A 22,702-nucleotide genomic window follows, 5' to 3' on the forward strand; every position below is an offset into this window, starting at 1 on the left:
AAGGCCATACCGTGATGGAACATCAACAAGGAGGGCCGGACACACGATGTTCGGCCGCGACGTTATCCATGATCTATACCGTCGAGTGCAGCTTTACCGACCCCGCCAGCGAAGCCGAGTGGAATGATTTCTATAGCCTGGAAAAACTACCCGCGCTTATTTCCGTGAGCGGGTTCCATACCTCGCAGCGCTTCAAGGCGTTGAGCACGGGTTGTCCTGTCTACCTTGCCATGCATTCGATCGACGGCCTGGCCGTGCTTGAAGGCGATGAGTATCGCCAGAAGGGCGGCGGCAATTTTGCACGCTGGCAGCAGCACATCACCGATTGGCACCGCAATCTGTATGGCGCCCTTGAACGTGCGCCTGCCGTCGGTGAAGGCGAGCATCTGATCGTAAGCGCAGTCGGTCCCGAGCCGCTCATCGAGAGGGGGCTGGCGCCTGATCGGATGCGCGCCGTCGCATTGGAGAAGTGCCCTGAAATCAGATGGCTGGCGAAGCTGGATAGCTCCATCCGTCTCGATGTGGATACCCTTCCGAACCACGTACACCTCTATGCTCCGATGACCGCGCAGTTGACGAGTGGCAGTGGCGCAGTGCCCCACACGCCGGGGCAAAACCGACATGCCTAACCTGACAATCTTCATCCAGGCGGAAAAGATGCCGCCCGAGGCGAATCTGGCGGAACTCACTGAAGAATGTACTCGGCTTTGCACGGACGTCCTCCAGGCTACGTTGGACAACGTGCATGTCATCTATGTCTCTGTTCGCCAAGGGCGCGGGCATCCTGCTTACGCGGAAATCAGGTACCGCCTCGAACCGCTCAGAACGCCATCGGTCATGGATGTCTTCATGGCGCGACTGGATGAGGCCGTAGAGCGCCATGCGGGGCTAACGGCGCGCATCCGTTGCATCGGCTATCCAGCTGCTGCCATTTACGCGCGGAACTGATGACGCGCAAGGAGTGCTGCAATGAGCGACATGAAATTTCCGGGCCAGCAGATCGGCGAGTTTTCGATTACGGCCATCAGTGACGGATACCTTTGCGCAAGTCTGGATCTCCTCTCCAATATCGATCCTGCGCAGGCGTCCAAGTTGCAGCAGGACGCAGGCGTGAGCGACCCATCCTCGATCCACATCAACTGTTACCTGGTGCGTGGAAGGGGCCGCACGATTCTCATCGATGCGGGGGCTGGTGGTTTCAAGCAGTGGGGCGGAAAGCTGAAGGCCAATCTCGCACTGGCTGGCGTGCAACCCTCTGACATTGACGCGATTCTCCTGACTCACGCACATCCCGACCATGTTGGGGGGCTGGTTGATTCTTCCGGGGCAGCTGTCTTTCCCGATGCAGAGTTGGTCGTGCACCAGCGTGAGGTTTCTTTCTGGGAGGACGATGGCAATCTCAGCCGAGCGAGTGAGCGTGCTCGTGGCAACTTTCTGTTTGCTCGGAAGGTGTTCGATCAGTATCGGGAGAAAATGCGCACATTTACTGATAACGAAGTCCTCCCTGGCATCAGTGCGACGCCCCTTCTGGGGCATACGGCGGGGCATTCCGGTTATCGCCTCGAATCCGATCAGAGGAGTCTGTTGATCTGGGGGGATATCGTTCATTTCCCTCAAGTCCAGATTGCGCGTCCCGACGTATCCATTGCATTTGACCAAGACCCGCTGCTTTCCGCCGCCACACGTTCAAAGTTGTTGGATGTCGTCAGCTCGGACAAGATTCTTATCGCGGGTATGCACCTTGGCGAGCTTGGATTTGCACATGTCGAGCGGATAGGCAAGACCTACAAAATTTCCTACGAAACTTAGCGGCTGTTCGAGATGCCTACGATGCATCGGCTGCGGCGAATGAGGTCATTGATCCCACGGCGCCTCCTGCCAGCGGTCGAACAGAAAATCGCTGAACGCCGTCAGCCGGCGTGGATTGCAATCGTCACTCCTCATTTGCGGCGCATACGCGGTGCCACACCGGTCAGATGCTCACGTACACACGCCCAGGCTATGTGAAGGCTGTTGCGCAGTGACACGGCATCAAGGGTCATGATGCGTAATGAAACCCCGCAATCGTTGGGCAATGCGCTGACACCCAGATAGCTGTCGGGGTGAGTGGGCAGGGCATTGCGCAATGCGGTTTTCAGCGCTTCGACAGGCAAGCCCTGACCCACGAGCATGAATGTCGCCAGGGTCTGGAAGGCACCACTGACGCCCGGTAATTGCCGCAGCAGGTCTTGCCCGTTCAGCGCCAGGCGATCGCCGGCCAGCAAGCGGCCTGCCGGGCAGCGCACTTCCAGGTCGGCGCGGTAGACATCGAAGAGGCCGGCACTGTCCTGGGGGGTGTGCAGGCAAAACGCGTCGCACAGCATCACCCTGGCGCCCGGGTGCAGATTCACCCTTACCTGGCTGTGCAGTTTTGCCTGGGGAAACAGGATCGTCGCCATAGGCAGGTACTCCAGTAGCGCTCCGTGTTCGGCGGTGAGGCTGACGGTCTGCCGTGCCGATTGCTCGAGCATACTGTGGGCTACCGTCGCCGCGCCAGTGCTGACATGCACTTGAGTGTCCGGCCCGGCATGCAGGTGCATCCGCAAATCCTGGCCTGCGAAAATCCCGCCCGAGCAAGACTGCACATACACGGCGGCCATGCCTTTCGGGTCGTCGGGCAGCTTCAGGGTGCGGCCCAGATGAAAGGGATAGCCCACGCGCTGTTCGCTGATATAACTGGCGCCGGACGGCGCTTTGCTGAAGGCAATCCGGGCCTGCACCTGCGAGGATGCCTTGGGCGGTGCAATCAACGGGTGAAACAGTTCCTGCGGCGCGTTCATGGTCGGTCAAACAACACGGCGCGGCTGATGGCGTCGACGACCGCGTCGACCCCGTCACCCGTCGCGCAGTTGGTGAACAGCACGGGCCGGCCGTTGCGGGCTTCGGCTGACTCGCGACGCATGCGTGGCAGGTCCACGCCCACATAGGGCGCCAGATCATATTTGTTGACCACCAGCAGATCACAGCTCAACACGCCGGGCCCTCGTTTGCGCGGGATGTCATCGCCGCCGGCGACATCAATGACAAAGATCCAGTAATCCACCAGATCCAACGAGAAGGTCGAGGCCAGGTTATCGCCGCCGGACTCAATCAGGATCAGGTCCAGGTTCTCGAATCGCGCTTCCAGCTCGTCGGCCATTTGCAGGTTCAGCGTCGGGTCTTCGCGGATCGCCGTGTGCGGGCAGGCGCCGGTTTCCACCGCGAGCACCCGTTGTGGGTCGATCAGGCCGCTGCGCTGCACGCGTTCGGCGTCCTCGCGGGTCGCCAGGTCGTTGGTGATGATGGCCAGCTCGGTGCCGCGCGCGATGAAGCGCGGAATCAGTTGCTCCAGCAGGCGAGTCTTGCCCGAGCCGACCGGGCCGCCGATCCCGACGCGCGCGGCGCCGGGGTGGGGTTGCTGCTGCGGTGCGGCGTTGAATGCAGTGCTCATTAGCAGGTTCCTTTTATTGGCTGTGATCAGCGCAGCATGTAGCGCTGGGCCAGGGGCACTTCGCTGACCGGCTCGCAGGTCAGGCGCTCACCGTCGGCGTACACATCGAAGGTCTGGGGGTCGACGCGAATGTCCGGGCAGGCGTCGTTGTGCAACATGTCGGACTTGCGCAGCGTGCGGGTGCCGAAGGCCGGCAACAGGGCTTTTTTCAGGCCCAGTTTCTCAGCGGTATCGGCCTCCACCGCAAGGCGATTGACGAAATTCACCGACAGTGCCTGTTTGGCCTCACCAAAGGCCCCCCATTGCGGGCGCATGATCAGCGGCTCGCAGGTGTACAGCGAGGCTGCCGAGTCGCCCATCACGCCGTGCACGATAAACCCGCCCTTGACCACCAGCTCAGGCTTGACGCCAAAAAAGGCCGGCCGCCACAGCACCAGGTCAGCGAGCTTGCCCGGCTCCAGCGAGCCGATGTAACTGTCGATGCCGAACACCCGCGCAGCGTTGATCGTATACTTGGCGATGTAACGCTTGATGCGTTCGTTGTCGCCCAATCCGGTTTTTTCTTCCGGTAGACGGCCGCGTTGGTCTTTCATCTTCGAGGCCAGCTGCCAGGTGCGGCAGATCACCTCGTTGATGCGCCCCATGCCCTGGCTGTCGGAACCCAGGATCGAAATCGCCCCGGTGTCGTGCAGGATGTCTTCGGCGGCGATGGTCTGCGGACGCACTCTGGATTCGGCGAACGCCACGTCTTCCGGCACGTCCGGATTGAGGTGATGGCAGACCATGATCATGTCCAGGTGCTCGTCGAAGGTGTTGACGGTGTACGGGTTGGTCGGGTTGGTCGAGGAGGGGATGCAGTTGGCTTTTCCCGCCACGCTGATGATGTCCGGGGCGTGGCCGCCGCCTGCGCCTTCGGTGTGGTACATGTGGATTGTGCGGTCGCCGATGGCGGCCAGGGTGTCTTCGAGAAAACCCGATTCATTCAGGGTGTCGGTGTGCAACTGCACCTGGAAGTCGTATTCATCGGCCACCTTGAGGCAGGTATCGATCACGGCGGGCATCGCGCCCCAGTCCTCGTGGATCTTCAATCCCAGGCAGCCACCGCGCAGTTGGCCGAGCAGCGATTCCGGCTTGCTGGAATTGCCCCTGCCGAGAAAGCCGAAATTGATTGGCCAGGCTTCAGAGGCCTGCAGCATCTTGCCGACGTTCCATTCGCCGCCGCAGTCGATCCCCACGGTAATCGGCCCGAGCGAGCCGCCGATCAGCGTCGTCAGGCCCGCCGCCAGCGCGTGATCGCACAGTTGCGCCGAGTCGAAATGCACGTGCACGTCGATCCCGCCCGGCGTGACGATCAGGCCTTCTGCGTCGCGCACGGTGGTTGCGACGCCGCAGATCAATTGCGGATGGACACCGTCCATGACCTGCGGATTGCCGGCCTTGCCGATGGCCACGATCTTGCCGTCCTTGATGCCGATGTCGCCTTTGACGATGCCGATCACCGGGTCGATGATCAGCGCGTTGCAGATCAGCATGTCCAGCGCGCCGTCTGCGCTGTCATGCCCCGGCATCAGGCCCATGCCGTCGCGCAGGGTCTTGCCGCCGCCGTGCAGGCATTCATCGCCAGGCACCGCGTAGTCGAATTCCACCTCGGCCAGCAGCGACGTATCCCCCAGGCGCACCGCGTCGCCGGTGGTGGGGCCGTACATCGCGGCGTATTCCTTGCGCGTCATTGTTGCCATGGGTCACGCCCCCTTGAACTGTTGTGCGCGGGCTCGATCAAGCGCGATGGCTTTGCAGGCCGGATCGTGCAGGTTGCCATTGGTCAAACCGCTGAAACCGTAGATGTCCCCCGTGCCGCCGAATTGCACCAGCTGCACTTCGCGCAGCTCCCCCGGCTCAAAACGTACGGCGGTGCCCGCGGGAATGTCCAGGTGCATGCCGAAGGCGGCGGTGCGCGGGAAATCCAGCGCCTTGTTGACTTCGAAAAAGTGGTAGTGACTGCCGATTTGCACCGGCCGGTCGCCGGTATTGATGGCCCGTACGGTGGTCGTGGGGCGACCGCTGTTGAGTTGTATATCGCCCTCGGGCGAGATGATTTCCCCAGGCGTCGGCATGACGGCCAACGGCAACTGCCCGGGTCGAATCGGCTGATGCACGGTGACCAGTTTGGTGCCATCGGGGAACGTACCTTCCACCTGCAGTACCGGCAGCAGATCGGCCACGCCGGGCATGACGTCGTCAGTGTTGAGGAGTGTCGAGCCGAAACCGATCAGCTCGGCCACGCTGCGACCCTCACGGGCGCCTTCGAGGATTTCATCGGCAATCAGCGCCGAGGCTTCCGGAAAGTTCAGGCGCAGCCCTTTGGTGCGGCGTTTGCGCGCAAGTTCGGCGGCGGTGTATAGCGTCAGCCGCTCAAGTTCGGTGGGCGTCAGCAGCATGTTCAAGCTCCTGTGTCGGCAGCAGGCGTTTTCGTGCCCGCCACCTCAATTGGCGAAAAGACGGAGGTCCTGGGTTTCGTGCCGCATCACGGCGATCTCGGCCATGGGTGTGAAGCCGCTGGCGTCGTCGAGGGCGAGCGGCGCCTGAGCCAGTAGTTGCAGCAGCAAGGGCTGGATGTCGGTGAGCACCCGCTGCGCATCCACATGCCCCATTACGCCCAGGCGCACAGCGGCACTGACCAATCCGGTGCACAGCCCATGGGCGGCGGCGAGTTGGCAGTGCTCGAGTTGCATGCCGAGTTGTTGCCACAGCAGCCCTTGCAACACCGGCAAATGCCCCGGCGTTGCCCGGGCGAGCACGTGTTGCTGGTAAGCGGCAGCGCCGGGGGTACCGAGCGCGACATGCACGCCCAGCAACGATTGGCCGACGCGACGTGAGCCTTGGCGCAGTTCCTCGGCCAGGGTCAGGGCCTCGATGTGACTGTCCAGGTCCATCAGGGTGGCGAGGTCAGCCGCTGCATGCCAGGCGGCGCATAAAAACACCCGGTCAAAACTGTTCCAGCGATGGCGCAATTGACCTTCGACGAAGGCCCGCACCTGAACGCTGCGATCATTCTGCAGGCCGCGCTGACGGCGCCTGACAGGGACGGGGTCGGTCATCGCGGCGTTCTGCCCCAGGCGCGCATCGGCCACCAGCGTTTCCAGGCCCCATGACCAGGCAACCGCACCACCAGGGAAAAAACTGTCGGCCTGTTGCAGTGCCAACAGGCTGCTGCGCAACTCGGCCGGTGCGGCGTTCATAGGCGCAGCACCCGGCCGTCCGCGAGCAGCGGCGCCAGACGCTCGAGGTAGTCGGCCTCCGGGCCATTCAGCGGGATCCGTAACGCAGTGCCTGCAAAGCGCACGGCCCAGTGCATGTTGCCGGCGAAATACCCCAGCTCCAGCGCGGCGGCAGCGTCCCGCGGTTGCAGGTCGAGAAAGTGCACGTCCTGCATGTGCACGACGATGGCGCTGAATGTCGCTGGCCGACAGGCTGAGGGTTTCGACCAGGCCTGCGTGGCTGAGGTCATGCAAACGGTCGGCGAGGGCAGGGTCGCTGGCCTGGCCCAGAATGCGGTCGAGGATCAACATGGTGTGTGCTCCCAGGTCCGGTTTCAGATGGTCAGGTAGCGCAGGATGCGCTCGCGGTCGACGGTTTCGCGGACCTCGCTGTGCACGAACTCGCCTTTCTCGATGATCAGGTAACGGTCGGCCACCGCCATCGCAAACGACAGCACCTGTTCGGAGACGATCAGCGAAAATCCCCGTTCTTTTTTCAGCAGGTTCAGGGCCCGGGCGATGTCCTTGATGATCGACGGCTGAATGCCCTCGGTCGGCTCATCCAGGATCAACACTTTGGGGTTGGAGACCAGCGCGCGGGCAATCGCCAGCTGTTGTTGCTGGCCGCCGGAGAGGTTGCCGCCCTTGCGTCGACGCATCTCGAACAGCACCGGGAAGTACTCGTAGATGTAGTCGGGAATCGGTGCGGCAGGGGCGCCCTGCATGCCCGTCAGGATATTTTCCTCCACCGTCAGGTACGGAAAAATCATCCGCCCCTGCGGCACGAAGCCCACCCCGGCGGCGACCCGCTCATAGCTCTTGCTGGCGGTGAGTTCCCGGCCCGCCAGCGTGATGCTGCCGCTGCGCGCCGGCAGCATGCCCACCAGGCTTCTGAGCAGGGTGGTCTTGCCCATGCCGTTGCGACCCATGATCGCCAGGGACTCGGCCGGTGCGAGGGTCAGGTCGAGATTGCGCAGCACATGGCTGTCGCCGTAATACACGTTCAGGTTATTGACGGTCAGCATGCTCAGTGCCCCAGGTAGACGTCGATGACGCGAGGATCGTTTTGCACCTGATCCATCGAGCCGTAGGCCAGGGTTTTGCCCTGGTGCAGGACGGTGACTTTGTCAGCCACTGACTTCACGAACTCCATGTCGTGCTCGATGATCACCATGGCGCGGCCCTTGGCGATGCGCTTGAGCAGGCCTGCGGTCTTTTCCCGCTCGCCTGCACTCATGCCGGCCACCGGCTCGTCCAGCAGTAACAGTTCCGGGCGCTGCATCAGCAGCATGCCGATCTCCAGCCACTGCTTTTGCCCGTGGGACAACAGCCCGGCTTTGCGCCCCAGCTGGTCCTGCAGGAAAATCATCTCGGCGGTCTGCTCGATCTCTGCTTGCAGGGCCGGGTCCTTGCGGGCGAACAGGCAGTTGAAAATGCCGCGTTTGCCGGGCGATGAGATGTCGAGGTTCTCGCGCACGGTGAGGTCTTCATACACCGAAGGGTTCTGGAACTTGCGCCCAACGCCCGCGCGGGTGATCTGGTATTCGATCATGTTGGCCAGTTGCAGGTCCTTGAAACGAATGCTGCCGGCACTCGGGCGGGTTTTGCCGCAGATCATGTCAAGCAGGGTGGTCTTGCCCGCGCCGTTAGGCCCGATCACCACGTGCACCTGGTTTTCTTCGACATAGAAATTAAGGCTGTCCACTGCCTTGAAACCGTCGAACGACACCGTGAGGTCTTCGACACTCAGCAACAGGCCACTCATGACTGCACCTCCTGTTTGTTGTGGCCAAGGCGTTGCAGCAAACCGGCCAGCCCGGTCGGCAAGAACAGCACCACGCCCATGAACAGGAAACCGATGAAGTACTGCCAGAAGTTGACGAAGTTTTCCGACAGGTAGGTTTTGGCCACGCCGATCAACAGCGTGCCGTACACCGCACCGACCAGCGACAGACGCCCGCCAAGGGCTGCGTAAATCACGATTTCGGTCGAAGGAATGATGCCCACCAGCGACGGCGACGCGAGGCCGACCTGCAGGGTGAACATCACCCCGCCGAGCGCCGAGATCAGTGCTGCGACGGCAAAGATGAACGCTTTGAACAGCGCCGTGTTGTAGCCGGAAAACCGTACGCGGTCCTCACGGTCACGGATCGCCACCACCACTTTGCCCAGCCGGCTGCGCAGGATGAACCCGCACAACGCCACGCAGCCCAGCAGTAACAGGGTGGTGATCAGGTACAGAATCCAGGGCGTTTGAGGCGTTTGCAGGCTCAGGCCAAAGGCGGTCTTGAAGTCGGTCAGGCCGTTGACGCCGCCGGTGTAGCCTTGCTGGCCGATGATCATGATCGACATGATCGCCGCCAACGACAGGGTGATGATCGAGAAGTACACGCCGCCCACGCGCTTCTTGAAATACGCGTAGCTGAACACAAACGCGAGCAATGCCGGGAGGACGAGGATCGCCGCAAAGGTGAATGTCGCCGACTCGAAAGGCTTCCACCACCAGGGCAGCGCGTCGACGCTGTTCCAGATCATGAAGTCCGGCAACGCCGAGCCGTAGAAGGCGGCGAGCGCGCTCGCCGCTTCGTCGTTGGCGGTGGCTTCAAGTTTCAGGTACATCGCCATCATGTAGCTGCCAAGGCCAAAGAAGATGCCCTGGCCCAGGCTGAGTATCCCGCCGTAGCCCCAGATCATCACCATGCCCACGGCGCAGAACGCCAGGCTCAGGTATTTGCCGGCCAGGCCCAGGCGAAAGTCGCCCAGGCTCAGGGGCAATATCACCAGCAACAGCAGCGACAGCCAGACCAGGCTGTGGCGCTCGAGCAACGGCAGCAACCCGGTGCGCAGCCGGCGCGTGGTCGGCGTCGAGGTGCTGGGGCGGGTGAGGGGCGTCTCAGTCATATCGTTCATCTCAGCGTCTCACTTTCGCGGCGAACAAGCCGTTGGGGCGGAAGAACAGCAGCACGATCACCACCAGCAGCGTGATGGCTTTGGCCATGGACCCGGTGGTGAGGTATTCCAGCGAAATCTGCGTCTGGCCGATGGCGAAGGCCGACAGGAAGGTACCCAGCAAACTCTCCACCCCGCCAAACACCACGACGATGAAGGTGTCGACCAGGTACTGCTGGCCGCTGACCGGGCCGGTCGAGGCCAGCATGGTGAACGAGCTGCCGGCGATCCCTGCCAGCCCGCAGCCCAGGGCAAACGTGACCGCATCGACACGGGCGGTGTTAATGCCGGCTGCCCCCGCCATGGCGCGGTTCTGGGTCACCGCGCGAATGCGCAGCCCCCAGCGGCTGCGGTACAAAAACAGAAACACGGCGCCGGCGATCACCAGTGTCAGGCCGATGATGAAAATCCGATTGAGCGGCAGTTCCAGGCCTTCGCTGATCTTCCACGCGCCTTGCAGCCATTGCACCGTGGGCACGCTGACTTCCTTGGGCCCGAAGAGCTGGCGGAACACCTGCTGCAGCACCAGCGACAGGCCCCAGGTCGCCAGAAGCGTGTCGAGCGGGCGGTTGTACATGAAGCGAATAAAGCAGCGTTCGAGCAGGAAACCGAACGCGAAGGTCACGACGAAGGCCACGCCGATGCCGATCACGAAATACCAGCCCATGTAGTCGGGAAAGTAGCGCGCAAACACCACGGACGTGACGTAGGTCATGTACGACCCCATCGCCATCAACTCGCCGTGGGCCATGTTGATTACGCCCATCAGGCCGAACACGATGGTCAGCCCCAGGGCCATCAGCACCAACACCGAGAACAGCGAAAACCCGCTGAAGACCTGCATCACCAAAATATCGAAAGTCATTGCGTCGCTACCTGTCGCTGCACGTTGGCGGACCGCGTGGGCGGGAGAGGGCGCGAGTCAGATCGCGCCCGACCCTGCATCACAGTTTCGGGAAAGGGTTAGGCTCGATGGGCGCGGACTCGTAGATCACGTCAACCTGGCCCTGGGCGTTGAGGGTGCCGATGCGCGCACGCTTCCACAGGTGGTGGTTGTCCTTGTGGACCTTGACCTCGCCTTCAGGCGCGTCGAGGGTCAGCTCCGAGGACGCGGCGATCACGGCCGGGACGTCGAAACTGCCGGCTTTTTCCACGGCTTTCTTCCACAGGTACACGGCGGTGTACGCGGCCGCCATCGGGTCGCCGACTACGCGTTTGTCGCCATAGCGGGCCTTGAAGGCGGCGACGAATTTCTCGTTGACCGGGTTTTTCAGGCTCTGGAAGTAGCTCATGCAGGTGAGAAAGCCGGTGAGGTTTTCGGCGCCGATGCCGGTGACTTCTTCTTCGGTGACGGCCAGCGCCATCAGCGTCTGGTTGCTGCTGTCGATGCCGGCGGCCTTGAGCTGTTTGTAGAACGCCACGTTTGAGCCACCGACGATGGTGGACAGCACGATGTCGGGCTTGGCGGCCTTGATTTTGTTGATCACCGAGGAGAACTCGATGTTGCCCAGGGGCAGGTAATCCTCACCGACGATGGATCCGCCCTGCTTGGTCACCGACGCCCGTGCCAGCTTGTTGGTGGTGCGCGGCCAGATGTAGTCCGAGCCCACGAGGTAGACGGTCTTGCCTTTGTTGGCCATCAACCAGCTGACGGCTGCCAGGGTTTGCTGCGACGCTTCGGCGCCGGTGTAGATGATGGCCGGGGATTTTTCCAGGCCTTCATAGAACGTCGGGTAATACAGCAACGCTTTGTTGCGTTCGAACACTGGCAACACCGCTTTACGCGACGCCGAGGTGAAGGCGCCGAACGTAGCGACAACGTGATCGTTTTCCAACAGCTTGCGCGCCTTCTCGGCGAAGGTCGGCCAATCGCTGGCACCGTCCTCGACGATCGGTTCGATGGTCTTGCCGAGCACGCCACCGCTGGCGTTGATTTCGTCGATGGCGAGTTTTTCCGCGTCCACCACCGAGGCCTCACTGATGGCCATGGTGCCGGTCAGCGAGTGGATGATGCCGACCTTCACGGTCTCGGCTGCCTGCACCTGGCTGACCAGGGAAAACGGCAACAGGCTGAAGGCGCCCAGCAACAGGGCATGCTTGATCAAACGGCGTTTGTCGTTGTGCATTCACTTCTCTCCAGGAATAAAAAAAGCCCGACATCCCGGCTAAATCAATAGTCGGGAAATCAGGCTTCTTGTGCCGAATCTGGCGGGACAGCTGTGTCCGATCCAGTCGTACGCGAGGTGCTTCCCTACTTGCCAAGGGGGCGTAGGGCAAACAGCTGGCGCGATGTCTCTGGAGAGTTATAGCAAGGGCAGTGCCAATTGCGACCAGGGCGTTTTCCGGGCAGTCGAAGGGGCGTGCGAGTGACGCCTGCATCTATTGTCGCGTGTCACTGGCCTGCGCTGCTTTGGCGCGAATGCACCCTGAATGCACCAATACCGTGAGCGTGTGGGCGGCATGGATGGGCTCCACGGCAAGGATTGAAACCGGCCGGCGCCGCGGGTGCAGCTCGCCCATTGCGTGTGGCCCACTATCTGCATGAGCGACAGGCAACACCCTCGCAGGGTCCCTTGTCACACGCCCATTCTCGGCAGGTGTGGAAGGCCCCTCGCATGACTGGCCCTGACAGTGTTGTCGCGCCAGCCCCAGGCACAACCCGCCTGAGAGCAGCCATTTTGTTATACGGCGTCTCGCTCAATCATTATTTGCACAGGCCTCCAGACCCCCAATCCACGAGCGGGTGTCTTTTCTCACGTTGAACAAGGTTGATAGGCATGGTTGACCAGTCGATCCGCATAGGCGGTCTGTTTTCCGATACCGGTGTCACGGCGGCTGCCGAGGGCTCGACGATGCGCGGCGCGCAGTTTGCAATTGCGCAGATCAATGCGGCAGGCGGGGTCGGTGGTCGCCCGCTGCAGTTGATCACCCGCAACCCCGATTCAACGCCTGCGCTGTACGCCATGCATATCGAATCGCTGATCCGCGAAGAACACCTGCGGTTTTTCTTTGGTTGCTACACCTCGGCTGCACGCAAGGCGGCACTGCCGATTGTCGAGCGCTACGACGCCCTGTTGCTGTACCCGGTGTATTACGAAGGTTTCGAGTATTCGCGCAACATTATCTACACCGGCGCCACACCGAATCACAATGCCTTGCCCCTGGGCAATTACATGCTCGACAACTTCGGCAATCGCGTGTTGATGATCGGTTCCGAGTACGTCTACCCGTACGAAACCAATCGCTTGATGAGCGACCTGTTGTACGAGCGTGGCGGTACCAAGCTGGGCGAGTATTACCTGCCGCTGAAAAATGCACGTCCGGAAGATTTTGCCAAACTGATGGTCAAGGCCAGGGAGCTCAAGCCCTCGTTTATTTTCTCGACGGTCGTCGGCGAAACCATGGGGCATTTGTACCAGGCCTACGCCGACGCAGGCTTTGACCCCTCGGTGATGCCGATTGCCAGCCTGACGACCAGCGAAACCGACATCCAGCAAATGGGGGTTCACCTGGGCACTGGGCATATCTCGGCGGCTACGTATTTTCAGTCGGTGGACACGCCGACCAACCGCCAATGCATCGCCCAATACCGCGAGTTGTTTGGTCAACACCAGGTCACTGACCGTTGCTGGGAGGCGGCGTACTTTCAGGTGCACTTGCTGGCCAAGGCGATCATTCGAGCTGGCAGCACGCAAGTGGAGGATGTGCTGCAGGCCATGCGCGGGCTGGAATTCGAAGCGCCACAAGGACGCATTCGGGTCGATGCCAACAATCACCACACGTACCTGTTTTCGCGGATTGGCCGGGCCAACGTCGAGGGCCAATTCGACATCCTTTACGAAAGCCAGAGTGCACTCAAGCCTGACCCTTATGCCATTGCACCCAATTTCAATGAATGGTCCGGCTCGGTGGGGAGACGTCCATGACCTTGCGCGCCGCCAAGAAACGCCTGCGCAACGACAGCGCGACAGGCATCAAGGACCTGCGCGATGTCAGCGTATTGGTGATCCACCCGGATGACGAGGATGGACGCAACCTGATCGAGCAGTTGCAGCGCATCGGTTGTCAGGTGCGTGTGCAATGGCCGATTCCGGAGCGCTTGAGCGCCGAGGCGGACGTGATCGTATTGGCGGTGTCGCCGGAAAGCCTGTCGACCAACACGCCATGGCTGCTGCACGCCAGCACGCCGCCGATCATTCCGGTGATTGCCTATGAGAACCCGATCATCGTCGAGGCATTGGTGCAACTGAACGCTTGCGCTGTCATCCCTTCGCCCGTGAAGTCGTTCGGTTTGCTGACCGCTTTGGCGATCACCCTGAGTCAGTCACGCAAGGCCCGCGAACGGGAACGGCACGTCAAGCGCCTGGAAGGGCGCATGGCGGTCATGCGCACCGTGCAGCAGGCGAAAATAATCCTTATCGAAACCAAGGGCATGTCGGAGACCGATGCCTACAACGCCTTGCGAGATCAAGCCATGGCCAAACGCGAACCGGTGGAAAAAATCGCCGAAGCGCTGGTCAAGGCCCATGAGTTGTTCCGACAAGCCTGTTCCTGAACAGCCTTTGAGCATCAAGCTTGTGAGGGCTTGATCCTCTTCTGCGTGGACGTTTGCCATACGCCTCCCTTGGCAGGTATGGATCACCGCGTGGCGACCGGCGTGGACAATGGAGTCCTCCGGAGCGAGCCGTAACCTGTGCAGTGGGCACGGGTGGCGCGCGTCAATGATCGCCCGAGATCGGGTGGTTCTTAACGTCATTTGGAGAACACCATGTCCGTAAAACGCCCCAGCAAAACCGACTTTCTGATTGCCGCCGAAGACCACGGTTATCACCTGACAGATAGCCAGATGGAGGCCTTCCTCAACCTGGCCGATGAAACGTTGAATTCCTACGAAGCCATCGATGCGCTCTACGCTGCCAACGTCGCGCAGCAACCGCCTGAACGCGAATACAACAAAGCCGCCGAGGCAGACAACCTGCACGGCGCCTGGTACGTGAAAACCCGAATCGTCGGCGCGGCGCAAGGCCCGTTGGCCGGCAAGACGGTGGTCATCAAGGACAATGTGTCGGTGGCTGGCGTGCCCATGGCTAACGGCTCAGTGAGCCTGGACGGTTATATCCCGTCCGAAGACGCCACTGTGGTCAAACGCTTGCTGGCGGCCGGGGCCACGGTGGTGGGCAAGTCGGTGTGTGAAGACTTGTGTTTTTCCGGGGCAAGTTTTACCTCCGCCAGCGGCCCGGTTAAAAACCCCTGGGACCTGACGCGCAACGCAGGCGGTTCGTCCAGCGGCAGTGCGGTGCTGGTGGCGCTTGGCCAAGTCGACATGGCCATCGGCGGCGATCAGGGCGGTTCGATCCGGATGCCGTCGGCCTGGAGCGGCATCGTCGGGCACAAGCCGACTTACGGCCTGGTGCCTTACACCGGCGCTTTTCCGATTGAGCGGACCATCGACCATGTGGGCCCGATGGCCAATAACGTACGCGATGTGGCAGCGATGCTCGATGTCATTGCGGGGGCCGATGGGCTTGATTCCCGGCAGAAAAATCCGCCAGCGGTCAACTGCCTCGCGACGCTGGAGCAGGGCGTGGCCGGCTTGAAAATCGGCTTGCTGCGAGAAGGTTTTGCGATCCCGGGAATGTCCGAGCCGCAGGTGGATGCCCTGGTCAAGGCGGCGGTTGCCCAGCTTGAAGGCCTGGGCGCCAGCGTCGGCGAAGCAAGCGCGCCGTGGCACACGGGCGTGGCGTTGGATCTGTGGAACGTGATTGCCACTGACGGCGCGGCGTATCAGATGTTGCAGGGCAATGGTTACGGCATGAACGTCGACGGTTATTACGACCCGGACATCATGAGTTACTTCGGCGAAAAACGCCGCGAACACGCCGATGCGTTGTCCAGTAGCGTGCGAGCGGTTGCGTTGACCGGTCACTACAGCCTGAAAAACCTGCATGGCGCCTACTACGCCAAGGCGCGGATGCTGGTACCGGAGCTGACGCGCCAGTACGACGAGGCATTCAAGGATTTTGACGTGTTGGTGATGCCCACCATGCCCTTCGTAGCCACGCCGTTGACCGCCGCGGACGCACCCGTGGAGGAGTACGTGCACAGTGCACTGGACATGCTTGCCAATACCGCGCCGTTTGACCTCACGGGGCACCCCGCGACATCGATCCCGGCGGGGCTTGCGGACGGCTTGCCGGTCGCCATGATGATCGTTGCTCCGCGCTTCCAGGACGCCCTCGCACTGCGCGTTGCCCAGGCCTACGAACACGCCCGCGGCGTATTCCCTAAACCCCCGGCGCTGTAAACCGATGGCCTGCCCAGGCGCTGGCGAATACGTTCGCTGGCGACTGGGCCTGGAATGGCCAGCGCGCAACGCCTGCTGGCAGAAGGCTGGCGTGTGCAGGGGCTGAGTCGCCGCGCTGCCGGTATCGACCATCCGCGCTTTCACTGGACTGAATGCGATCTGAGTGACTTGCAGGCCTTGGATCAAGCCTTGCAGCCCATCGAAACGGTGGATGCCATCGTCCACGCGGCAGGTTTCATGCGTACCGCCCCGTTGGGGCAGTTGCAGCCGCAGGATGGCCAAGCCATGTGGCAGGTTCACGTGGCGGCGGCGAGCCATTTGGTCAACACCCTGCACGCCAGGCTGCACCCCGGCGCCCGAATCGTGATGATCGGCAGCCGCACGATGCAAGGCGTCGTGAAAAGACCTGCGCGGGGTCTTTAGCCGGCTGCAAGTATTCTGTTAATCCCTGGAACCACATCACCTCGACAAAATCACCGCTGATTTTCAGATCGCCTGTACGCAACCCCGTCAGGAATTCATCCTTGCTGTCTTTAGCCGACAGAATGGCGAAGCCTCTTTCTGTGTTTCTAAACGACAGCGTGAATGCCGGCTTTTGCGTTAAACCTGCGGCGGATTTTATCTTTCCGTTCGCAACGGTGAAGTAGCGACCCACGCCATCCTCTGTTCGAATCTGAAAGACCAACGACTTGCCTTTAACAAATTTTGCGCAGCCGGGGTTTTTCTTGATGGCCCGCTGAAACAGCTTGGTCAGCGCCCACAACAAAAATTTAAACTTCAGCATGATGTGCTGGCTCCGTAAGTTGTCATTCGCTGAGGAACGCGATGGCGTGTTTCAGAAAGCGCTCAGGGCATTGGAATTGGGCGCCGTGGCCCGCATCCGGGTACAGGAATAACTGGGCGTTCGGGATGTTCTGGGCCATGTACCAGGAGTTGACTGTTGGAATCATGACGTCATTCATGCCGTTCAGGATGAACGTTGGCTGTTTGATAGCGCGCAGATGATTGAAGGGATCATTTGGGTCCAGCTTGGGCATAAAGTGCATGTGGGCTTCGATCTGTGCCTGCATCACCTGCACAGAGCTGGGTGGATCCTGGTCGACACGCTGATGACGGCGCTCCCAGAACGCGAGCCCTGCCTGCCGCGCCGCCTCGGAGCGACCGAAAAACAGAAACAGAAAATCGTCCACTGTGGGAATGGGCCGTGGTGCGGCCTCCAGCACGCCAGGGTCTGAGTCCGGATTACCGCCACGAGGCCCGGTACCCAGCAGCATCAGTTTGCGCACGAGGTCGGGATGGCGTCGTGTCAGGTCCTGGGCGATAAAACCGCCAAGCGAGAAACCCAGCACATCGACTGTTGATAGACCGAGTGCGCGGATCACTGCGGCAGCGTCGTCGGCCATCAGCTCAATTCGGTTACGCGGCTCTCCGGAAGAAGAGGCAATGCCGCGACCGTTGTAGAGGATGACCTCGCGCCCTGCCGCCAGCCCATCCGTCATGATGGGGTCCCAATGATCCATGCCGCCACGGAAATGCTGGAGGAGGAACAGCGGAGGCTGATCTGTCTTGTCATTGCCCCAGCGGCGATAGGCAAATGTCTCGCCATCGACGTCGATATACAGGGTAGGGGCGGTTAGATGGCTATAGCTCATTTTGAAGTCCTCCAAGGGGTTGTCATCTGATGCAGCAAACCATGGCTGTTTGGGTACAGATTGCACCCGCGCGGGTTGTCCGCACCGGGCTCGATGTCTGGTTGCACTGCGACGGGTGTTGACGGAGCAATGCGACTTCGCAGTGTTACTGCTGCAACATCAAGCTACGCCAGACGATTACAGGCTGAGCCGCGTCTTCAGGTACTTTGCTGGTCGGTGACTGCGCAGGTGTCGCTTCGTCACGTTGTGGCGCTTGATCCTGATGTGGGCCTGCGTGTCCTGTATCGGGTGGTGCGGCTGCGGTTGATTCAACGCACTCATCGATGTCGCACTTATCGTTATTCAACTTCATCTTTCCAGCCTTTTGCGCGCTCCTGCCTTACCCCTTGTGCCCCCAGTCGTGATCGTTCTGTAATCGACGCTGGCTCGTTTGGTGCCAGAACACAGGTAACGACACCAAGCGCGCCATTTATACGGAGTTACCTGGACCTTCCCGGATACAAGCTTCGGTCACGCAGTGAGAGGGGTGCACAAATAAAACCTGGCCCGGTCAGGCACCGCCTAGTTGGTGGCAGCGCTTGATTCGGCCAGTGTCGGGTAGTCGATGTAGCCCGTCGCACCGCCGCCGTAGAGGGTGGTGGGGTCGAAGGCGGACAGCGGCGCACCGGCCTTGAGCCGCTCCACCAGATCCGGGTTGCCGATAAACGGGCGGCCAAAGGCGATCAGGTCAGCCTTGTCCTGCGCAAGCCGCGAGTTGGCCAGGTTTTGGTCGTAGCCATTGTTGGCGATGTAGGTGTTCTGGAAGCGCTGGCGCAACGCGTCGAAATCAAACGGCGCCACGTCGCGTGGCCCACCGGTCGCGCCTTCGACGACGTGCAGGTAAACGATGTCGAGCGCATTGAGTTGGTCGACGATGTAATCGAACTGAGCCTGCGGCTCACTGCTCGACACACCATTGGCGGGCGAGACCGGCGACAGGCGAATGCCCGTGCGGTCCGCACCAATCTCGGCGACCACTGCAGCGGTCACTTCCAGCAACAGGCGCGCACGATTTTCGATCGAACCGCCGTAGGCATCGGTACGCTGGTTGGCGCCGTCCTTGATGAATTGATCGAGTAAATAGCCGTTTGCACCGTGGAGTTCCACGCCGTCGAAGCCGGCCGCAATGGCGTTTGCTGCCGCTTGGCGGAAATCGTTGACGATGCCTGGCAGTTCGTCGAGTTCGAGTGCGCGTGGCTCGGACACGTCGGCAAAGCCGTTATTGACGAAGGTCTTGGTCTGGGCACGGATGGCCGACGGCGCTACTGGGGCGGCACCGCCCGGTTGCAGCTCCACATGGGAAACCCGGCCAACGTGCCACAGCTGCACAAAAATCTTGCCGCCCTTGGCATGCACCGCTTCGGTAACCCGGCGCCAGCCGTCGATCTGCGCCTGGGTGTAAAGACCGGGTGTGTCTTGGTAACCCTGGGCCTGCGCCGAAATCTGGGTGGCCTCGGTGATCAGCAGTCCGGCCGAAGCGCGCTGGCTGTAGTAAGTGGGGGCGAACTCGCTGGGCACCAGTCCAGTGCCGGCGCGATTGCGCGTCAGGGGCGCGAGCACGATGCGGTTGGCGAGGGTCAGTGAGCCAAGGGTATAGGCAGTAAACAGATTTTGATCGGTCATGTGAGGTGTCTTCTGTGGCTGTGGCGGAAGAGGGATTTGGTTTTCCTTTATGATGGTGATCATAATCAAAGCTGTCAATTATTTTGATTGCAATCAACATCTATGTACTATGGGCGTAGGTTTTTTGTGCAAGTTCGAGGTATCGCAGGTGAAAGTGACCAAAGCGCAGGCGCAGGCAAATCGCGAGCACATCGTCGAGACGGCCTCCGTGTTGTTTCGTGAGCGGGGGTTTGACGGCGTAGGTTTGGTGGATCTCATGGGGGCCGCCGGGTTCACCCACGGAGGTTTCTACAAACATTTCGGCTCAAAGGCCGATCTGATGGCCGAGGCTGCAGCCAGCAGTCTTTCCCGGTCGCTCGCCGGCACCGAGGCGCTTGATATTCAGACGTTCATCGATATCTACGTGTCGAGGGATCACCGTGACCGGCGTGGCGAGGGCTGCACCATGGCGGCCCTGTGTGGAGACGCCGCGCGTCAGTCGGATGAGCTGAAGCGTGCATTCGCCGAAGGCATAGACCGCATGCTGCAAGCGCTGGTGCAAAAGTCTCCGACCGTCGAAGACGCTGCGCCGGGCGAGACGAGAGCGAAGATGATCGACGTACTGGCTCATGCCGTTGGCGCGATGGTGTTGTCGCGAGCGTGTCCGGATGATTCGCCGCTCGCCGATGAAATACTCGAGGTTTGCCACGCCCGGATATCGGCTTCCTTGCCGGTATCGCCAGGCAGCGAGCAATAGTCCGGGAGACCTCAAGCGCGCCTGCCGATGCGCTTCATGGGGGTGCGAGAGAGCAAGCGGTCGATCCTCGGTTGATCATCGATTTTCGCCAGCAGAGGCAGCGCCTCGGACAACAGCGCGTTGTGGCACTGGAAAACCCCGCCGCCCCGTCACGCGTTCACGTCAACGATGGTGCGCCCCTGAATTTTCCCTGCGAGCACGCGGCTGGCGATGTCAGGAACATCGCCGAGGCCAACCACCTTTGAGGTTCGGGCAAGCTTGTCCAGATCCAAGTCACTGGCAAGGCGCGACCAAGCCTGCAGCCGTATCTGCTGAGGCGCATTGACCGAATCAATGCCAGCAAGGGTGATGTTGCGCAGGATGAAGGGGAGCACAGAGGCGGGCAGATCCGCGCCTTGTGCAAGTCCGAAGGCCGCGACCACGCCACGATACCGGGTATGCGCCAGCACGTTAGCCAACGTATGGCTGCCGACCGAGTCAATGGCGCCCGCCCAGCGCTCTTCGGAAATCGGTGCGCCCGGTGCGGACAGGGTGTGGCGGTCGATGATTTCGTTCGCGCCGAGCGCGCGCAGGTAATCGGCTTCTTCAAGCCGCCCGGTCGACGCGATCACGCGATAGCCCAGTTTGGACAGCAGGGCAATCGCCACCGATCCAGAGCCGCCATTGGCGCCGGTCACCAGGATGTCGCCGCGCGCAGGCGTCAGACCGCCATGTTCCAGTGCCAGCACGGACAGCATTGCGGTGTACCCCGCTGTGCCGATGGCCATGGCATCCCGGGCCGAAAACGCTGCGGGAACCTTGACCAGCCAATCACCGCTCACCCGTGCCCTTTGGGCGAAGCCGCCGTGGTGAGTCTGGCTGAGTCCCCAGCCGTTGGCCAGCACACGGTCGCCGGCCACAATGCCGGGATAGGTCGACGACTCTACGACCCCGGCAAAGTCGATCCCCGGAATCAGCGGAAACTTGCGGATGATCGGTGACCGGCCACTGAGCGCCATCGCGTCCTTGTAGTTCACCGTTGAGTATTCGACCGCGACGGTGACGTCGCCCGGCATCAAATCCTCGTCCTCAAAGTCAACCAAGCGGGTTGAAAGGGTGTCACCGGTCTTGCTGGCGAGCAGTGCCTTGAATGTCATCGTCTTCTCCTGGTCAGGTGACCACGTGCGTTGTGCTAAATCAGTTGACCCAGCTGGAAAACCTTGGGTTCGCCTGCGACCCACCTGAGGGTAGTTGAAGGTGACGATGCCCTTGTCCTTGGGCGTCCCAGCGAGGTTTTCCTGGACCATGGCGGCAAACTCGAAGGCCAAGCCCGCCTCGACGAAAGCAGGTGGGCGCGGTCAGATGGGCGCGCAAATTTCCAGCACCCTTGTGAGGCAAGCACCTCAATGATGTCGATCATAATCTTCGTCGTCAAGATCTTTGATTGCGATTGACATCAATGAAGGCTATAGGCTTCACTGCTGGCCTATCTACACAGATCTTGAAGAAAGTCACTAAAGCGCAGGGGAACGCTATCGAGGCGGTCATGCGCCCAGTCGATCCCGACAACAGGGCCGATTCAATTGACGGAGCACAGCATGAAGTACACATCATTTGGAAAGACCGGTTTGCAGGTTTCACAGGTGGCGCTCGGCACGGGCAACTTCGGCACAGGCTGGGGTTATGGCGCCGATCCCGACGCCAGCAAAGCTGTGTTCAACGCTTATGCCGAAGCTGGCGGCAACTTCATCGATTCGGCTGACGTCTACCAATTCGGGCAATCCGAAGAACTGCTCGGTACCTTGCTGGAAGGGCGGCGTGAGGATTTTGTGCTCGCCACCAAGTTCAGCAGTGGCGCAGTGCAGAATGCGAACCGACTGGTCACCGGCAACAGCCGTAAGGCCATGGTGGCTTCCGTGGAGGCAAGCCTGAAACGGCTCAAAACCGATCGGATTGATATTTACTGGGCGCATCACCCGGATGGCACCACGCCCCTTGAGGAAATCGTCCGAGGCTTCGAGGACCTGGCGCGTGCCGGCAAGATCCTGTACGCGGGCCTGTCGAACTTCCCCGCCTGGCGCCTCGCCCGTGCGGTCACGTTGGCCGAACTGTCCCATGCCGTTCCGATTGCGGCTGCGCAATTCGAACATAGCTTGGTGCATCGCGAGCCCGAGGCCGATTTGTTCAAGGCATCGCATGCGCTCGGTCTCGGCATCGTGACGTGGTCGCCCCTGGGGGGCGGTATGTTGACCGGAAAGTACCGGCAAGGGGAAAAGGGGCGTGCTGAAGGGTTCGCAGGGCGTGTGTTCCAGCCGGAGAACTCGGCACAGCGCACGCAGACGCTGGACGCGGTAGTCGCTATAGCGGGTGAACACGGCGTCAGCCCGGGCCAGGTTGCCATTGCTTGGGCAGGCACGCATGGTGCGGTTCCCATTATCGGCCCGCGCTCACTTGGCCAACTTACCGATAACCTTGGAGCGCTGACACTGCAGCTCTCTGCGGAGCAAATTGGTCGACTTGATAGCGTGAGTGACCTGGCGCCGTCGGCAGTAGCCAGGGTACCTGTTGCTTGGGCTGACGGCGCTCCAGAGCGTGTCGTTGCCTGACCTGTGAAGGTGCAATGCGAACGCGCGGTCAATGAGGGTTAAGCCTGGAGTCACTGCGAGGACGAAACAAGCCAAGCTGACGACGCGG

The 22,702-nt window shown here is 61.1% G+C and carries 23 protein-coding genes and 1 pseudogene; 9 read left to right on the plus strand and 15 right to left on the minus strand.

From position 1 onward, the window contains the following. Positions 1–68: 68 nt before the first annotated feature. From BFQ01_RS16395 to BFQ01_RS16405, 3 genes are read left to right on the plus strand one after another with little or no spacing between them, the layout of a single operon-like run. Positions 69–629 (plus strand): sugar ABC transporter, encoded by a 561-nt coding sequence (locus BFQ01_RS16395; protein ID WP_065926073.1) that lies wholly within the window; start codon positions 69–71, stop codon positions 627–629. Further along, positions 622–948, plus strand: a complete 327-nt coding sequence (locus BFQ01_RS16400) for a hypothetical protein (RefSeq protein ID WP_065926074.1) — start codon at positions 622–624, stop codon at positions 946–948. The genes BFQ01_RS16395 and BFQ01_RS16400 overlap by 8 nt, the downstream gene beginning before the upstream one ends. A gap of 21 nt (positions 949–969) precedes the next feature. Then, positions 970–1,809: an MBL fold metallo-hydrolase gene (locus BFQ01_RS16405; RefSeq protein WP_065926075.1), complete on the plus strand. Its 840-nt coding sequence runs from the start codon at positions 970–972 to the stop codon at positions 1,807–1,809. A 131-nt stretch (positions 1,810–1,940) separates the two neighbouring features. On the opposite strand, the gene BFQ01_RS16410 is transcribed toward BFQ01_RS16405, so the two are convergent. From BFQ01_RS16410 to urtA, 11 genes and pseudogenes are all read right to left on the minus strand, one after another. Beyond that, on the minus strand, positions 1,941–2,819 hold the full coding sequence (locus tag BFQ01_RS16410; RefSeq protein WP_083221215.1) for an urease accessory protein UreD: 879 nt from the start codon (positions 2,817–2,819) through the stop codon (positions 1,941–1,943). After that, positions 2,816–3,469, minus strand: a complete 654-nt coding sequence (gene ureG / locus BFQ01_RS16415) for an urease accessory protein UreG (protein WP_065926076.1) — start codon at positions 3,467–3,469, stop codon at positions 2,816–2,818. The genes BFQ01_RS16410 and ureG overlap by 4 nt, the downstream gene beginning before the upstream one ends. 26 nt (positions 3,470–3,495) lie before the next feature. After that, complete coding sequence (ureC, locus tag BFQ01_RS16420) at positions 3,496–5,208, minus strand: urease subunit alpha (protein WP_065926077.1); 1,713 nt, start codon at positions 5,206–5,208, stop codon at positions 3,496–3,498. Positions 5,209–5,211: 3 nt separating this feature from the next. Continuing rightward, positions 5,212–5,907 carry an urease subunit beta gene (locus BFQ01_RS16425; RefSeq protein WP_065926078.1) on the minus strand — a complete coding sequence of 232 codons (696 nt, stop codon included), beginning with the start codon at positions 5,905–5,907 and terminating at the stop codon, positions 5,212–5,214. A gap of 45 nt (positions 5,908–5,952) precedes the next feature. After that, positions 5,953–6,708 (minus strand): urease accessory protein UreF, encoded by a 756-nt coding sequence (locus BFQ01_RS16430; protein ID WP_065926079.1) that lies wholly within the window; start codon positions 6,706–6,708, stop codon positions 5,953–5,955. Further along, a pseudogene (locus tag BFQ01_RS16435) lies at positions 6,705–7,038 on the minus strand (urease accessory protein UreE). Before BFQ01_RS16435 ends, BFQ01_RS16430 begins: the two are co-directional and overlap by 4 nt. A gap of 23 nt (positions 7,039–7,061) precedes the next feature. Next, positions 7,062–7,751 (minus strand): urea ABC transporter ATP-binding subunit UrtE, encoded by a 690-nt coding sequence (gene urtE / locus BFQ01_RS16440; protein ID WP_027603386.1) that lies wholly within the window; start codon positions 7,749–7,751, stop codon positions 7,062–7,064. Between the two features lie 2 nt (positions 7,752–7,753). Then, entirely contained in the window at positions 7,754–8,491 is a 738-nt protein-coding gene (gene urtD, locus BFQ01_RS16445) for an urea ABC transporter ATP-binding protein UrtD (RefSeq protein ID WP_027603387.1), read from the minus strand. Next, entirely contained in the window at positions 8,488–9,636 is a 1,149-nt protein-coding gene (urtC, locus tag BFQ01_RS16450; protein ID WP_027603388.1) for an urea ABC transporter permease subunit UrtC, read from the minus strand. Before urtC ends, urtD begins: the two co-directional genes overlap by 4 nt. A gap of 1 nt (position 9,637) precedes the next feature. Continuing rightward, positions 9,638–10,540, minus strand: coding sequence for an urea ABC transporter permease subunit UrtB (gene urtB / locus BFQ01_RS16455; protein ID WP_065926080.1), 903 nt, complete (start codon positions 10,538–10,540; stop codon positions 9,638–9,640). A gap of 79 nt (positions 10,541–10,619) precedes the next feature. Continuing rightward, entirely contained in the window at positions 10,620–11,801 is a 1,182-nt protein-coding gene (gene urtA / locus BFQ01_RS16460; protein ID WP_065926081.1) for an urea ABC transporter substrate-binding protein, read from the minus strand. A gap of 651 nt (positions 11,802–12,452) precedes the next feature. Between urtA and BFQ01_RS16465 the strand changes: the two genes are divergently transcribed. From BFQ01_RS16465 to BFQ01_RS16480, 4 genes are all read left to right on the plus strand, one after another. Continuing rightward, a complete protein-coding gene (locus BFQ01_RS16465) occupies positions 12,453–13,601 on the plus strand; it encodes a transporter substrate-binding domain-containing protein (RefSeq protein ID WP_065926082.1) in 1,149 nt (382 codons plus the stop codon). Next, the gene (locus BFQ01_RS16470; protein ID WP_065926083.1) at positions 13,598–14,230 is read left to right on the plus strand and encodes an ANTAR domain-containing response regulator; all 633 of its coding nucleotides are present in this window, start codon (positions 13,598–13,600) and stop codon (positions 14,228–14,230) included. The genes BFQ01_RS16465 and BFQ01_RS16470 overlap by 4 nt, the downstream gene beginning before the upstream one ends. Before the next feature lie 213 nt (positions 14,231–14,443). Beyond that, complete coding sequence (locus BFQ01_RS16475; protein WP_065926084.1) at positions 14,444–15,979, plus strand: amidase; 1,536 nt, start codon at positions 14,444–14,446, stop codon at positions 15,977–15,979. A 54-nt stretch (positions 15,980–16,033) separates the two neighbouring features. Further along, positions 16,034–16,402, plus strand: a complete 369-nt coding sequence (locus BFQ01_RS16480; protein WP_065926085.1) for an NAD-dependent epimerase/dehydratase family protein — start codon at positions 16,034–16,036, stop codon at positions 16,400–16,402. On the opposite strand, the gene BFQ01_RS31575 is transcribed toward BFQ01_RS16480, so the two are convergent. The 3 genes from BFQ01_RS31575 to BFQ01_RS16490 form a co-directional block, all read right to left on the minus strand. After that, entirely contained in the window at positions 16,302–16,763 is a 462-nt protein-coding gene (locus BFQ01_RS31575; protein ID WP_242001099.1) for an SCP2 sterol-binding domain-containing protein, read from the minus strand. The genes BFQ01_RS16480 and BFQ01_RS31575 overlap by 101 nt on opposite strands. A 22-nt stretch (positions 16,764–16,785) precedes the next feature. Then, a complete protein-coding gene (locus BFQ01_RS16485; RefSeq protein WP_065926086.1) occupies positions 16,786–17,631 on the minus strand; it encodes an alpha/beta fold hydrolase in 846 nt (281 codons plus the stop codon). 561 nt (positions 17,632–18,192) lie between these two features. Next, entirely contained in the window at positions 18,193–19,293 is a 1,101-nt protein-coding gene (locus BFQ01_RS16490; RefSeq protein WP_065926087.1) for an alkene reductase, read from the minus strand. A gap of 148 nt (positions 19,294–19,441) precedes the next feature. Here BFQ01_RS16490 and BFQ01_RS16495 point away from each other — a divergent pair, with 148 nt between their 5' ends. Continuing rightward, a complete protein-coding gene (locus BFQ01_RS16495) occupies positions 19,442–20,029 on the plus strand; it encodes a TetR/AcrR family transcriptional regulator (protein ID WP_065926140.1) in 588 nt (195 codons plus the stop codon). A 149-nt stretch (positions 20,030–20,178) separates the two neighbouring features. Here the strand turns inward: BFQ01_RS16495 and BFQ01_RS16500 are convergent, their stop codons facing one another. Continuing rightward, positions 20,179–21,165, minus strand: a complete 987-nt coding sequence (locus tag BFQ01_RS16500) for an acrylyl-CoA reductase (NADPH) (protein WP_065926088.1) — start codon at positions 21,163–21,165, stop codon at positions 20,179–20,181. A 441-nt stretch (positions 21,166–21,606) separates the two neighbouring features. Here BFQ01_RS16500 and BFQ01_RS16510 point away from each other — a divergent pair, with 441 nt between their 5' ends. After that, positions 21,607–22,614 (plus strand): aldo/keto reductase, encoded by a 1,008-nt coding sequence (locus tag BFQ01_RS16510; RefSeq protein ID WP_065926090.1) that lies wholly within the window; start codon positions 21,607–21,609, stop codon positions 22,612–22,614. Positions 22,615–22,702: the final 88 nt, after the last annotated feature.

The organism is Pseudomonas sp. 8 R 14, from assembly GCF_900005955.1.
In the GTDB taxonomy this organism is placed as follows: domain Bacteria; phylum Pseudomonadota; class Gammaproteobacteria; order Pseudomonadales; family Pseudomonadaceae; genus Aquipseudomonas; species Aquipseudomonas marginalis.